The sequence below is a fragment of the Streptococcus infantis genome (assembly GCF_047463275.1).
GTDB classification, from domain to species: domain Bacteria; phylum Bacillota; class Bacilli; order Lactobacillales; family Streptococcaceae; genus Streptococcus; species Streptococcus infantis_AF.
Genome location: NZ_JASHEE010000002.1, coordinates 1 through 14,206 on the forward strand (window position 1 = coordinate 1; position 14,206 = coordinate 14,206).

General features: G+C 38.7%; 13 protein-coding genes. 12 read left to right on the forward strand and 1 reads right to left on the reverse strand.

Annotated elements, in window-relative coordinates; genetic code table 11:
- On the reverse strand, positions 1-1,642 hold a 1,642-nt coding region (locus QM923_RS02620; protein ID WP_414290772.1), incomplete at its 3' end, for a glycoside hydrolase family 16 protein.
- Between the two features lie 445 nt (positions 1,643-2,087).
- On the opposite strand from QM923_RS02620, the gene pynA reads away from it, so the two are divergent.
- The 12 genes from pynA (at position 2,088) to QM923_RS02680 (ending at position 14,098) form a co-directional block, all read left to right on the forward strand.
- The gene (pynA, locus tag QM923_RS02625; protein ID WP_414290773.1) at positions 2,088-2,780 is read left to right on the forward strand and encodes a pyrimidine 5'-nucleotidase PynA; all 693 of its coding nucleotides are present in this window, start codon (positions 2,088-2,090) and stop codon (positions 2,778-2,780) included.
- A gap of 23 nt (positions 2,781-2,803) precedes the next feature.
- Complete coding sequence (locus QM923_RS02630; RefSeq protein ID WP_414291042.1) at positions 2,804-3,097, forward strand: hypothetical protein; 294 nt, start codon at positions 2,804-2,806, stop codon at positions 3,095-3,097.
- A gap of 123 nt (positions 3,098-3,220) precedes the next feature.
- On the forward strand, positions 3,221-3,976 hold the full coding sequence (locus QM923_RS02635; RefSeq protein WP_414290774.1) for a DUF4336 domain-containing protein: 756 nt from the start codon (positions 3,221-3,223) through the stop codon (positions 3,974-3,976).
- A 13-nt stretch (positions 3,977-3,989) separates the two neighbouring features.
- Positions 3,990-4,643: a uracil-DNA glycosylase gene (locus QM923_RS02640; RefSeq protein WP_414290775.1), complete on the forward strand. Its 654-nt coding sequence runs from the start codon at positions 3,990-3,992 to the stop codon at positions 4,641-4,643.
- Between the two features lie 9 nt (positions 4,644-4,652).
- Positions 4,653-5,117: an NUDIX hydrolase gene (locus tag QM923_RS02645; protein ID WP_001135775.1), complete on the forward strand. Its 465-nt coding sequence runs from the start codon at positions 4,653-4,655 to the stop codon at positions 5,115-5,117.
- Between the two features lie 12 nt (positions 5,118-5,129).
- Positions 5,130-6,398: a dihydroorotase gene (locus QM923_RS02650; RefSeq protein ID WP_414290776.1), complete on the forward strand. Its 1,269-nt coding sequence runs from the start codon at positions 5,130-5,132 to the stop codon at positions 6,396-6,398.
- A gap of 43 nt (positions 6,399-6,441) precedes the next feature.
- Positions 6,442-7,782: an MATE family efflux transporter gene (locus QM923_RS02655; protein ID WP_414290777.1), complete on the forward strand. Its 1,341-nt coding sequence runs from the start codon at positions 6,442-6,444 to the stop codon at positions 7,780-7,782.
- A gap of 181 nt (positions 7,783-7,963) precedes the next feature.
- The gene (locus QM923_RS02660; protein ID WP_414290778.1) at positions 7,964-8,932 is read left to right on the forward strand and encodes a thiamine pyrophosphate-dependent dehydrogenase E1 component subunit alpha; all 969 of its coding nucleotides are present in this window, start codon (positions 7,964-7,966) and stop codon (positions 8,930-8,932) included.
- Between the two features lie 16 nt (positions 8,933-8,948).
- The gene (locus QM923_RS02665; protein ID WP_006152177.1) at positions 8,949-9,941 is read left to right on the forward strand and encodes an alpha-ketoacid dehydrogenase subunit beta; all 993 of its coding nucleotides are present in this window, start codon (positions 8,949-8,951) and stop codon (positions 9,939-9,941) included.
- Positions 9,942-10,264: 323 nt separating this feature from the next.
- Complete coding sequence (locus QM923_RS02670) at positions 10,265-11,308, forward strand: dihydrolipoamide acetyltransferase (protein WP_414290779.1); 1,044 nt, start codon at positions 10,265-10,267, stop codon at positions 11,306-11,308.
- A 38-nt stretch (positions 11,309-11,346) separates the two neighbouring features.
- On the forward strand, positions 11,347-13,050 hold the full coding sequence (gene lpdA / locus QM923_RS02675; RefSeq protein ID WP_414290780.1) for a dihydrolipoyl dehydrogenase: 1,704 nt from the start codon (positions 11,347-11,349) through the stop codon (positions 13,048-13,050).
- A gap of 58 nt (positions 13,051-13,108) precedes the next feature.
- Entirely contained in the window at positions 13,109-14,098 is a 990-nt protein-coding gene (locus QM923_RS02680) for a lipoate--protein ligase (RefSeq protein WP_006151770.1), read from the forward strand.
- The last annotated feature ends 108 nt before the right edge of the window (positions 14,099-14,206 follow it).

Genomic DNA, 14,206 nt, shown 5'->3' on the forward strand with positions numbered 1-14,206 from the left:
CTTCTGTTGTAGTTACAGGAGCCTCTGTTGTAGTTACAGGAGCTTCTGTTGTAGTTACAGGAGCTTCTGTTGTAGTTACAGGAGCTTCTGTTGTAGTTACAGGAGCTTCTGTTGTAGTTACAGGAGCTTCTGTTGTAGTTACAGGAACTTCTGTTGTAGTCGTTGTTGGCTCTTCTGTTGTAGTTGTAGAAGTAGTAGTTGTTGGCTCTTCTGTTGTTGTAGTAGTTGTAGAAGTAGTCGTTGGCTCTTCTGTTGTTGTAGTAGTTGTAGAAGTAGTTGTTGGCTCTTCTGTTGTAGTAGTTGTAGAAGTAGTCGTTGTTGGCTCTTCTGTTGTAGTAGTTGTAGAAGTAGTCGTTGGCTCTTCTGTTGTAGTAGTTGTAGAAGTAGTCGTTGGCTCTTCTGTTGTTGTAGTAGTTGTAGAAGTAGTTGTTGGCTCTTCTGTTGTAGTAGTTGTAGAAGTAGTCGTTGGCTCTTCTGTTGTAGTAGTTGTAGAAGTAGTCGTTGGCTCTTCTGTTGTTGTAGTAGTTGTAGAAGTAGTCGTAGTAGGCTCTTCTGTTGTAGTAGTTGTAGAAGTAGTCGTTGGCTCTTCTGTTGTTGTAGTAGTTGTAGTTGTTACTTCTGGGCCTTCTTGCCAGACACGAACATAGTCAACTAGCATATCTGAGCGAGAACCATCACGGTAACTCTCGATATGCTTAGTTGCATCAGTGTAATCATTCCCCTTATCATCTTTTAGGAATGAACCTCCGACCATATGGCTTAAACGTAAAGCCAAAGCATTGTCTGGATCAAGAAATGGATTTGGGTCTTTGATGTCTTTTAGTGGAACAGTTTTATTAACCTTTCCATCATAGTAGAAGGTAATGCTATCCTTAGTCTTTAAGACTCCGTATGTGTGAAAGTCGGTCTGCGTGTCACCATTATTAGAAAGCTGACGTTGTGTTTGTTTGCTATGGGTAAGATCCTTTTCTGATCTAGGTGTATGAGTATTGGCTTGTAGAAAGCTTGGATCATATCCTTTTGATTCAAAAACATCAATTTCACCATTTTGTGGCCATTGCTTGCCATTAGTACCAGTTAACCAGAAAGAGGACCATGATGATTCACTCATTGGTAACTTGATACGAGCTTCAGCATAGAAATCACCTTTAAAAGATGCTTTTACTTTACCTTTGTCGGTGAATGTATTAAGTGCACCGGATGTAAATGGTGCGGGATAAGTAATGGTATTTCCATTCTTGTCTTTTTTAGTATTTGTACGCGGAACTGTTTCCATTTGTTTAGTAGCTGAGTTCCAACGTTCCCGTGTCGGTGAGTAGCGCGCTGTTAAATGCAAAACTCCATCAGAAACTGAAACGTTTTCCGGGTTATCAGTATTGTGCATTTGAGTATCTGCAGCAGTGTCAAAACCTGAATAGGCAAAGGCCCATTTTGTTTGATCAACCTTATTCCCGTTAAATTCATCTCTCCAAACAATATTAAAGTTACTAGGTACCCCTTCTGGTGGCATTAATTCACTAGCGCCAGATTCAGCATAAACCGTGTTTAACGGGGATAAAAAATTGCTACATAGAACTGTAGTTGCCCCTAAAATGCTTAATCCTGCACCAAAGACTTTGTGCTTTTTCTGCACATTACGCATAATATTCCTCCTAATATTTAGAATTTATTAGATATAATCTAATAAATAATTTATAAAATTTTTATTGTTTTTAGTATCCTATGATGAGCATTCTTCCAAACAATAAACTGGATTATTTCATCATTGGTACTGGATATTTTTCAAACTAATAATCGAAGCAAGCCCCTCCTTCTAAGCTATGAATTAAAACAAATATCCATTTATAAATTATACCATAAAGAAAGCTATTTTCAATTATCTTGTCTATTATTTATTAATAATTTTACACTTCTTAATATTTTTAATTATTGCTCGGCTGTAAAGTACAAATATTAGCAAATTTTTGATTAATATCGCATAAAATAAATAGTAATGTTTATAATATCCTTATTGGATAATTTAATAATTTATGATATACTCATAAGCATCAAATACATTTGAAGGAACTATAGAGGTTAGTAAATTGATGTCTTACAAATTTCTACTATTCGACCTCGACCACACCTTGCTTGATTTTGATGCTGCTGAGGATATAGCTTTAACACATCTTCTTAAAGAAGAAGGAGTCGAGGAGATTCAAGTCTACAAAGATTATTACGTTCCTATGAACAAGGCCCTCTGGAAGGATTTAGAGCAAAAAAAAATCAGTAAACAAGAGCTGGTTAACACGCGCTTTTCACGTTTGTTTGCTCACTTTGGCGTTGAAAAAGATGGTGCCTATCTAGCAGAGCGCTACCAGTTTTTCCTATCAAAACAGGGACAGATTTTCCCAGGTGTGGAAGATTTATTAAAAAATTTGATACATCAGGGATATGAACTCTACGCTGCCACCAACGGGATAACTACAATTCAGGCAGGTCGTTTGGAGCAATCTGGTATCGCAACATTTTTCAAGGAGATCTTCATTTCTGAGCAACTCCATACCCAAAAACCAGATGCAGCATTTTATGAGAAAATAGGAGCTCGCATCTCTAACTTTGATAAAAAATATGCCCTTATGATTGGTGATTCTTTGTCAGCTGATATTCAGGGTGGAAATAATGCTGGCATTGATACCATCTGGTACAATCCTCATCATCTAAAAAATAAGAGCTTAGCCCAGCCAACTTATGAAATCGACTCTTATCAAGCTTTACTAGATTGTTTGGATGCATTGTAGTGATTTTCCTAAGATGTGCTGATATGGAAATTAAAGTCATTGAAGAGATTGACAACTTGCTAAACCTCATTGAGAAGTATCAGCTAAAAGGTGTGGTTGCTCAAGTAAACTCGTTAAAAGAATTAAAGTATATCATAAGCAATCATATAGAGTTAAGTACTCGAGAGAAGATGAATATCCACTATTCACTCTTTCTTCCTAGGGGTGGCTTATCTGAACTCTACTATATGGATGCCAATCGTGAACATATGATGTCTGTAAATAATCAACTTTCGTATGCTATTGATACAATCGGAAAGTTTTTAATGGCTGATTGATACTGTAAATACTCATGTCAAATAATAGAGTCAATAACAGTATATATAAGAACTGTAAAAAAGTGGTTTCCATAGCCACTTTTTGCTATAATAGAGGCAGTAAGAAATAAGGAATAGATAACGATGTTAAGGGCAGAACTTTCTCTTTATGAACCATTGTATACACTAAAGGAAGTTGATCAAAATATCTGGATAGTAGATGGTGATTTGATTCAAATGGACATGAAGATATTCAAACTTCCTTTTCAGACACGTATGACGGTGATTAAGCTAAATGATGGCAAACTTTGGATTCATTCTCCTATTGCGCCAAATGAGAAACTTTTCACTGAACTGGACGCTTTGGGCAAAGTCGCTTACTTGATTTCACCAAATAAGATTCACTACGCCTATATTGCAGATTGGAAACAAAGATATCCTCATGCGCAAGCATGGTCTAGTCCAGGAGTAGAAGAGAGAGCGAAAAGTCAGAAAGTCAAGGTTGTATTTGATGCTCCCTTAACAGATAAGGCTCCTGACTTATGGTCTGATGAGATTGATCAACTCATTTTTAGGGGAAGTTCAGTCATTGAAGAGGTGGTGTTTTTTCATAAATCAACTAAAACACTGATTGTGACAGACCTCATAGAGAATTTTGAACCGGAAAAGATAGCTAATCCAATCCGCAGAAGATTCTATCGTTTAGCTCGTGTAACATCCCCTGATGGACAAACTCCTATCGATTATCGGATGACTTTCATAGGAAGACAAAGGGAAGCAAAGACTTCCTTTTCCCGTATGTTAAACTGGAAACCTGATAAAATCATACTTGCACATGGTTTATGCTTTTTTAAAAATGGTACGGATGAATTAAGACGTGCTTTTCGATGGATATGGTAAAGGAGAGAAATCAATGGAACACTCATCTTGGCATGTTTTGGTTAAAGAGCAATTACCTGAGGGTTATTTTGGGAAAATCAATCACTTTATGGAGCAGGTTTACGCTCAAGGAACTGTTTATCCACCTAAAGAAAAGGTTTTTCAGGCTCTTTTGACAACTCCTCTTGAAGAGGTTAAAGTGGTGATTCTTGGTCAGGATCCTTATCATGGTCCTGGTCAGGCTCAAGGTTTGAGTTTTTCTGTTCCAGATAATATCCCAGCACCTCCTTCCTTGCAAAATATTCTTAAGGAACTTGCTGATGATATTGGAGTTAAAGCAACCCATGATTTGACAGCTTGGGCTGAGCAGGGCGTTTTGCTTCTTAATGCTTGTCTTACAGTTCCGGCAGGAGAGGCCAACGGTCATGCTGGTCAAATATGGGAGCCTTTTACAGATGCTGTAATTAAGGTTGTCAATAATCTTGATAGACCAGTAGTATTTGTCCTCTGGGGAGCTTATGCACGCAAGAAAAAATCATTGGTGACCAATCCTAAGCATTTGATTATCGAATCAGCCCATCCGAGTCCCCTTTCCGTTTACAGAGGATTTTGGGGTTCCAAGCCTTTTTCCAAGGCTAATACATTCTTAACAGAGACAGGACAAGAGCCGATTGATTGGCTTAGATAAGGAGAGAATATGCCTCAGTTAGCGACGATTTGCTACATTGATAACGGAAAAGAACTGCTCATGCTTCATCGCAATAAAAAGCCTAATGATGTCCATGAAGGAAAATGGATCGGTGTAGGTGGAAAGTTAGAGCGTGGAGAAACTCCACAAGAATGTGCGGCCCGCGAGATTTTAGAAGAAACAGGATTGAAGGCTAAGCCAGTTCTTAAAGGTGTAATCACCTTTCCTGAGTTCACACCAGATTTAGACTGGTACACCTATGTGTTTAAGGTAACTGAGTTCGAAGGTGAGTTGATTGACTGTAATGAAGGGACCTTAGAATGGGTTCCTTACGATGAGGTTTTAAGCAAACCAACCTGGGAAGGAGACCACACCTTCGTAGAGTGGCTTTTAGAAGATAAACCATTCTTTTCAGCAAAGTTTGTTTATGATGGTGATAAATTATTGGATACCCAAGTGGATTTCTACGAATAAAGGAGAAAGCAGATGTTACTAATAAAAAATGGTCGAGTAATGGATCCTAAGTCTGGTTTGGATCAAGTGTGTGATGTCTTGGTTGAAGACGGTAAAATTGTCAAAATTGCACCACAAATTAGTGAAAAAGATGCAGAGGTCATTGATGCAACTGGTCTTGTAGTTGCACCCGGTTTGGTGGATATCCATGTTCATTTCCGTGAACCTGGTCAAACTCATAAAGAAGATATTCATACAGGTGCACTAGCAGCAGCAGCTGGTGGTTTTACGACAGTTGTCATGATGGCTAATACCAACCCAACCATTTCAGATGTTGAGACTTTGCAAGAAGTTCTTCAATCTGCAGCCAAGGAAAAAATTAACGTTAAGTCTGTAGCAACGATTACCAAGAACTTTAATGGCCAAGACTTGACTGACTTTAAGGCGCTTTTAGAAGCTGGTGCAGTTGGTTTTTCAGATGATGGTATTCCTCTTGAAAGCAGTAAAGTGGTCAAGGAAGCTATGGAAGAGGCTAAAAAACTCAACACCTTTATCAGCTTACACGAGGAAGATCCTGATCTGAATGGTACGCTAGGTTTTAATGAAAATATTGCTAAAGAACACTTCCATATTTGTGGCGCTACAGGGGTTGCAGAGTATGCAATGATTGCACGTGATGTCATGATTGCCTATGCAACAAAAGCCCATGTTCATATCCAGCACTTATCCAAGGAAGAAAGTGTTAAGGTTGTGGAGTTCGCTCAAGGTTTAGGTGCGCAAGTAACAGCAGAAGTTGCACCGCAACATTTCTCTAAAACCGAAGCTCTTCTCTTAACACAAGGAAGCAATGCCAAGATGAATCCTCCGCTTCGTTTGGAATCAGACCGCTTGGCTGTTATTGAAGGACTTAAGTCAGGAGTTATTTCCGTGATTGCGACTGACCACGCTCCTCACCATGTAGATGAGAAGAATGTCGAGGATATCACTAAAGCACCATCAGGTATGACCGGACTTGAAACTTCTTTGTCACTTGGTTTAACTTACCTAGTAGAAGCTGGAGAATTAAACTTAATGCAGTTGTTAGAAAAAATGACAGTAAACCCAGCAAAATTGTATCATTTTGAAGCAGGTTATTTGGCTGAAAATGGTCCAGCTGATATTACCATCTTTGATGATAAAGCTGGCCGAATTGTAGACACACATTTTGCTTCTAAAGCAGCTAATTCACCATTTATCGGTGAAACTTTAAAAGGGCAGGTAAAATACACTATTTGTAATGGACAGATTGTTTATAAAAACTAGATGAAATACTGCTCTATAAAATTTAAATTTAGAGAGAGTCTGTATGTATCCAACCCATCATTTTAAAGACAAGTTCATTTTATTTCTTAAGATTTTCTTCCCTATTTTGGTTTATCAATTCGCAAATTATTCGGCTTCCTTTGTTGATACGACCATGACCGGCCAATATAATACGATTGATTTAGCTGGTGTTTCAATGGCTACTAGCTTGTGGAATCCTTTCTTTACTTTTTTAACAGGTATTGTTTCTGCCTTAGTCCCTATAGTTGGCCATCATTTAGGACGTGGAAAAAAAGAAGAAGTGGCTTCTGATTTCTATCAGTTTCTTTATCTTTCGCTTGGCTTATCCATTTTTCTATTTGTTTTAGTTTTTCTAGTTGCTCCTCTAGTTCTAAATAATATGGGATTAGAAGCAGCGGTAGCAAATATAGCAGTTCGTTATCTATGGTTTTTAGCAATAGGGATTATTCCTCTCCTACTCTTTAGTGTTATCCGTTCATTACTGGATGCGCTTGGGTTAACAAGGTTGTCCATGTATTTGATGCTTTTATTACTCCCCCTCAATAGTGGTTTTAACTATTTATTGATTTATGGTGCCTTTGGTTTTCCTGAGTTGGGAGGAGCTGGAGCGGGACTTGGGACCTCTATGGCTTATTGGGTCTTGTTGGGTATATCTATACTAGTCCTTCTTAAACAAGAAAAATTAAAAGAACTACATTTAGAAAACCGACTACCTTTAGACAGGAATAAAATAAAAGAAGCGATAAAACTGGGGTTACCTATTGGTGGAACTGTATTTGCAGAAGTTGCTATTTTTTCAGCCGTTGGCTTGATTATGGCGAAGTTTTCATCATTGATAATAGCTAGTCATCAGTCTGCCATGAACTTTTCATCTCTCATGTACGCTTTTCCTATGAGTGTTTCAACAGCAATGGCTATTGTTGTTTCTTACGAAGTTGGTGCTAAACGTTTAGAGGATGCTAAGAAATACATAAAAATTGGACGACTATCAGCTATGGCATTCGCAATTTTAACGCTTTTTTTTCTGTATGTTTTTAGAGAAAATGTTGCCAGTCTCTATGGTCATGATCCAGAGTTTATTCAACTAACTGCTAGTTTTATGACCTATAGCTTATTTTTCCAGTTAGCTGATACATTTGCGGCACCATTACAAGGGATTTTACGAGGCTACAAAGATACTGTCATCCCTTTCTACCTTGGTCTCCTTGGATACTGGGGAGTTGCTATACCTCTTGGTTTGTTTCTAGATTATTCAACAAATCTCGATGCTTATTCATATTGGATAGGTCTTATCGTAAGTTTAGTTGTCAGCGGATTACTTTATCAGTGGCGTTTACAAGTTATTATGAAAAGATTCAAATAATTTGTTGAAAATATCCATGGAAATCACTTTGTGAAATAGTCATTTTACGTAAAGGAAAGTCTTGATTTCATTGACTTTTCTTTTTTTATATTGTGAAAAATTATCAAGCATAATCTTTGACTCTAGTTAACCTATAAGTTAGAATAGAACTATAAGAAATTAAACTTAGAAAGGCAAGATTATGTCAACTTTAGATAAAAATCTTTTGCTTGAGATGTTCCGTAAGATGGAAGAAATTCGTCGTATGGACTTGAAGATTGCTCAATTAGTAAAAAAAGGAAAAGTGCCAGGTATGACGCACTTTTCTGTTGGTGAGGAAGCTGCAAACGTTGGGGCTATGTTAGCTCTAAACGAAGACGACCTCATAACATCGAACCACCGTGGTCACGGACAAGCCATTGCTAAGGGAATCGATCTTAATGGGATGATGGCTGAAATCCTTGGTAAGTATACTGGAACTTGTAAGGGTAAAGGTGGATCAATGCACATCGCCGACCTTGATGCAGGTAACCTTGGTGCCAACGGTATCGTAGGTGGTGGTATGGGGATTGCAGTAGGGGCTGCCCTTACTCAACAAATGAAAAACACTGGTAAGATTGTTGTCTGCTTCTTTGGTGATGGAGCGACGAATGAAGGTGTATTCCACGAAGCTGTTAATATGGCTTCAATTTGGAATCTTCCGGTAATTTTCTACTGTATCAATAACGGTTATGGTATCTCTGCCGATATTAAGAAAATGACAAATGTCAAGCATATCCATGAGCGTAGTGCTGCTTACGGTATTCCTGGAATGTTTATCGAAGACGGTAACAATGTTATCGATGTCTACGAAGGATTTAAGAAAGCAGTTGACCATGTTCGTTCTGGTAAAGGTCCTGTCTTGATTGAAAGTGTAACCTATCGTTGGCTTGGTCACTCATCATCAGACCCTGGTAAATATCGTACACGTGAAGAAGTCGATGAGTGGAAAGAAAAAGATCCAATCGAAAATCTTCGCAAGTACCTTGTTGCAAATAAAATTGCTAGTGCAGAAGAACTCGAAGAAATTCAAGCGCAAGTCAAGGAAGCAGTGGAAGCATCTGTTAAGTTTGCAGAAGAAAGTCCATTCCCTCCACTAGAATCAGCTTTTGAAGATATTTACGCAGACTAAGGAGAAGTAGAGAAATATGGAAACAAAATTAATGTCTTTCCGCGATACCATTATCCTTGCAATGTCTGAGGAAATGCGTCGCGACGAAAATGTACTCTTGATGGGTGAAGATGTCGGTGTCTTTGGTGGAGACTTTGGTACATCTGTAGGTATGCTTGAGGAATTTGGACCAGAACGTGTTCGTGACTGTCCGATTTCAGAAGCAGCTATTTCTGGAGCAGCTGCTGGTGCTGCTATGACTGGACTTCGTCCAATCGTTGATATGACTTTCATGGACTTTTCTGTTATTGCCATGGATAATATCGTCAACCAAGCAGCTAAAACTCGTTACATGTTTGGTGGTAAAGGTCAAGTACCAATTACAATCCGCTGTGCCGCTGGTAACGGAGTAGGTTCTGCAGCACAACACTCACAATCATTGGAATCTTGGTTTACTCATATCCCAGGATTGAAGGTTGTAGCTCCAGGTACACCAGCTGATATGAAGGGACTTCTTAAGTCTTCTATCCGTGACAACAACCCTGTTATCATTCTTGAATACAAATCAGAATTTAACCAAAAAGGTGAAGTTCCTGTTGATCCAGACTATACTATCCCACTTGGTGTTGGAGAAATCAAACGCGAAGGAACTGATGTAACTGTAGTAACATACGGTAAAATGCTTCGTCGTGTCATGCAAGCAGCTGAAGAATTGGCTGAAGAAGGCATCTCAGTAGAAGTTGTAGACCCACGTACCTTGGTTCCACTTGATAAAGACATCATCATTAACTCTGTCAAGAAAACAGGAAAAGTAGTTCTTGTCAATGATGCCCACAAGACAAGTGGTTTTATCGGTGAAATTTCAGCTATTATCTCAGAATCAGAAGCATTTGATTATTTAGATGCACCTATTCGCCGTTGTGCAGGTGAGGATGTACCAATGCCTTACGCACAAAATCTTGAAAATGCAATGATTCCGACAGTTGAAAGCATCAAAGATGCAATCCGTAAAACTCACAACAAACAATAATACATAAAATAAATTATGTAAATAAATCAGACGAGAAGCTTTGTATCTAATAGATGCAAAGTTCTCTAAGTACTTGATATCTTAGATTAGAGCACGGGCTAAAAGCTCGGAAAAAAGATAAATCTCCTTGACTTCATCGAAGTCTACGTTGATTTCCTATTTTTCGGTCGCTTTTAAACGCCCTTTGCATCATGTAATTGAATTCGGACGGAGGTCTGTGAAAAAAAGATAGATTTCCTTGTGTTCATCGAACACATCGTCAATCTCCTATTTTTTCATTGCCCTCTTCGTCCTTAATATCTTAGTATAGAATAGGAGAGGTCATGGCTGATGATAAGCTAAGAGCGACTCCTGCAGCTAGAAAATTAGCGGATGATTTAGGAATTAATCTCTACGATATTTCTGGCTCAGGCGCAAACGGTCGTGTCCACAAAGAAGACGTGGAAACATTTAAAGACACTAATGTGGTTCGCATTTCACCACTTGCAAAACGAATTGCCCTTGAACATAACATTGCATGGCAGGAAATCCAAGGAACTGGTCATCGTGGCAAGATTATGAAGAAGGATGTTTTAGCTTTCCTTCCTGAAAATATTGAAAACGATACGATTAAGTCACCTTCTCAGATTGAAAAAGTGGAAGAAGTTCCAGATAACGTAACTCCTTATGGGGAAATCGAGCGTATTCCAATGACACCAATGCGTAAGGTTATTGCTCAACGTATGGTTGAATCTTACTTGACTGCACCAACCTTCACGCTTAACTATGATGTCGATATGTCTGAATTGCTTGCCCTTCGTAAGAAAGTCCTTGATCCAATCATGGAAGCAACTGGTAAGAAAATTACCGTTACAGACCTACTTTCACTTGCAGTTGTTAAGACTCTTATGAAACACCCATACATCAATGCGTCATTAACTGAAGATGGTAAGACAATTATCACTCACAACTATGTCAACCTTGCGATGGCTGTAGGAATGGATAATGGTTTGATGACGCCAGTTGTTTATAATGCTGAAAAATTGAGTTTGTCTGAGTTGGTAGTTGCCTTTAAAGATGTTATCGGACGTACTTTGGATGGTAAACTAGCTCCTAGCGAGTTGCAAAATTCAACCTTCACCATTAGTAACTTGGGAATGTTTGGTGTTCAATCGTTTGGTCCAATCATTAACCAACCGAACTCAGCAATCCTTGGGGTTAGCTCAACAATTGAGAAACCAGTTGTAGTAAATGGTGAAATCGTGATTCGTCCAATTATGAGTCTTGGTTTAACAATTGACCACCGTGTCGTAGATGGTATGGCTGGTGCTAAGTTTATGAAAGACTTGAAAGCTTTAATTGAAAACCCAATCTCAATGTTGGTTTAAAGTATTTGTTTTAGAAATATAGATAGAGGAAGTAAGATATGGCCTTAGAAGTAATTATGCCAAAAGCCGGCGTGGATATGACAGAAGGACAAATCGTCCAATGGAATAAAAAAGTCGGAGAATTTGTAAAAGAAGGAGAAATCCTTTTGGAAATCATGACTGACAAAGTCAGCATGGAATTGGAAGCAGAAGAAGACGGTTACTTGATCGCTATCCTGAAAGGGGACGGCGAGACTGTACCTGTTACTGAAGTTATCGGTTATCTTGGTGAAGAAGGGGAAAATATCCCAACAGCTGGAGCAGCTGCACCAGAAGCTAGCCCAGCACCTGCAGCAAGTGCTTCGAACGATGATGGTAAGAGCGATGATGCTTATGATATCGTTGTTATTGGTGGTGGACCTGCTGGTTATGTTTCTGCCATTAAAGCAGCTCAATTAGGTGGTAAGGTTGCTCTTGTTGAGAAATCTGAACTTGGTGGAACTTGTTTGAACCGTGGATGTATCCCAACTAAGACTTACCTTCACAATGCTGAAATCATTGAAAATATCGGTCATGCAGCAAATCGTGGTATCGTAATTGAAAACCCTAACTTTACAGTTGATATGGACAAACTTTTAGAAACAAAATCTAAAGTTGTCAATACCCTTGTAGGTGGTGTTGCAGGACTTCTTCGTAGCTATGGAGTTGATGTTCATAAAGGTATCGGTACTATTACTAAAGATAAGAATGTCTTGGTAAATGGTTCTGAATTGCTTGAAACTAAGAAGATCATCCTTGCTGGTGGTTCAAAAGTAAGCAAGATTAACGTTCCTGGTATGGAATCATCTCTTGTAATGACTAGTGATGACATCCTTGAAATGAATGAAGTACCAGAAAGCCTTGTGATCATTGGTGGTGGAGTTGTCGGTATCGAGCTTGGTCAAGCCTTCATGACATTTGGTTCAAAAGTTACTGTTATCGAAATGATGGATCGCATTGTCCCAGCAATGGACGCAGAAGTATCTAAAAACCTCCGTTTGATTCTTGAGCGTAAAGGTATGACTATCTTGACAGGTACTAAACTTCAAGAAATTATTGAAGAAGATGGCAAACTTCGTATCAAGGTTGAAGGAAAAGATGATATCATCGCAAATAAAGCACTTCTTTCAATCGGTCGTGTTCCAGACCTTGAAGGAATCGGAGAAGTTGAGTTTGAGTTAGACCGTGGTCGTATCAAGGTTAACGAGTACATGGAAACTTCTGTTCCTGGTATTTATGCACCAGGTGATATCAACGGTACTAAGATGTTGGCTCACGCTGCCTTCCGTATGGGTGAAGTAGCTGCTGAAAATGCCCTTAAAGGAAACCACGCTGTTGCCAAATTGAACTTGACTCCTGCAGCTATCTATACACTTCCAGAAGTAGCAGCAGTTGGTTTGACTGAAGAACAAGCTCGTGAGAAATATGATGTCCAAATCGGTAAATTCAACTTTGCCGCAAACGGACGTGCCATTGCATCAGATGCAGCTCAAGGATTTGTTAAAGTCATTGCAGACAAGAAATATGGTGAAATCCTTGGTGTTCATATCATTGGTCCTGCTGCTGCAGAGTTGATCAATGAAGCGTCAAGCATCATCGAAATGGAAATCACTGTTGAAGAAATGCTTAAGACAATCCACGGACACCCAACATACTCTGAAGTTATGTACGAAGCATTTGCGGATGTTCTTGGAATGGCTATCCATTCACCTAAGAAAAAATAAAAATAGATAGACTAGACTGGAATTGTTTTCCAGTCTCTATCGTATTAGAAGGTATCTTATGAAATACATTATCAATCATTCAAACGACACTGCCTTTAATATTGCTTTAGAGGAGTACGCTTTTAAACATCTTCTTGATGAAGATCAAATCTTCCTTCTTTGGATCAACAAACCATCTATTATTGTAGGACGTCACCAAAATACCATCGAAGAAATTAACCGTGACTATGTTCGTGAAAATGGTATTGAAGTAGTCCGTCGGATCAGTGGTGGTGGAGCTGTTTACCATGATTTGAACAACCTTAACTATACCATCATTTCAAAAGAAGATGAAAACAAGGCCTTTGACTTCAAGAGCTTCTCTACTCCAGTTATCAATACTTTGGCTGAACTTGGTGTTAAAGCTGAATTTACAGGCCGTAACGACTTGGAAATAGACGGTAAGAAATTCTGTGGAAATGCACAAGCCTATATCAATGGCCGTATCATGCACCATGGTTGTCTTCTCTTTGACGTGGATTTGTCAGTCCTAGCTAACGCACTTAAAGTGTCTAAAGATAAGTTTGAATCAAAAGGGGTTAAATCAGTCCGTGCTCGAGTAACGAATATCATCGATGAGTTGCCAGAAAAAATTACTGTTGAAGAATTCCGTGATTTACTCTTGGAATACATGAAAAAAGAATACCCTGAGATGACTGAGTATGTGTTCTCAGATGAAGAATTGGCTGAAATCAATCGCATCAAAGAAACTAAGTTTGGAACTTGGGACTGGAACTATGGGAAATCACCTGAATACAATGTCCGTCGTGGAACTAAATTCCCTAGCGGAAAGGTTGAAATCTTTGCTAATGTTATCGAGTCAAAAATCCAAGACATCAAGATTTACGGTGACTTTTTCGGTATCGAAGATGTTGCAGCAGTAGAAGATGTCCTTCGTGGTGTCAAATACGAACGTGAAGATGTCCTCAAAGCCCTTCATACCATTAACTTAGGTCGTTACTTCGCAGGAATCACTGCAGAAGAAATTGCTGAAGCTGTTGTTGAATAAAGTAAAAGATATCCATGTTAAATGGATATCTTTTATCTTAGACTTGATATTCAAAAATAATGAGAGTAGAATAAAGAGGAAATCTGAACAAAAAAGGGGATCATATTC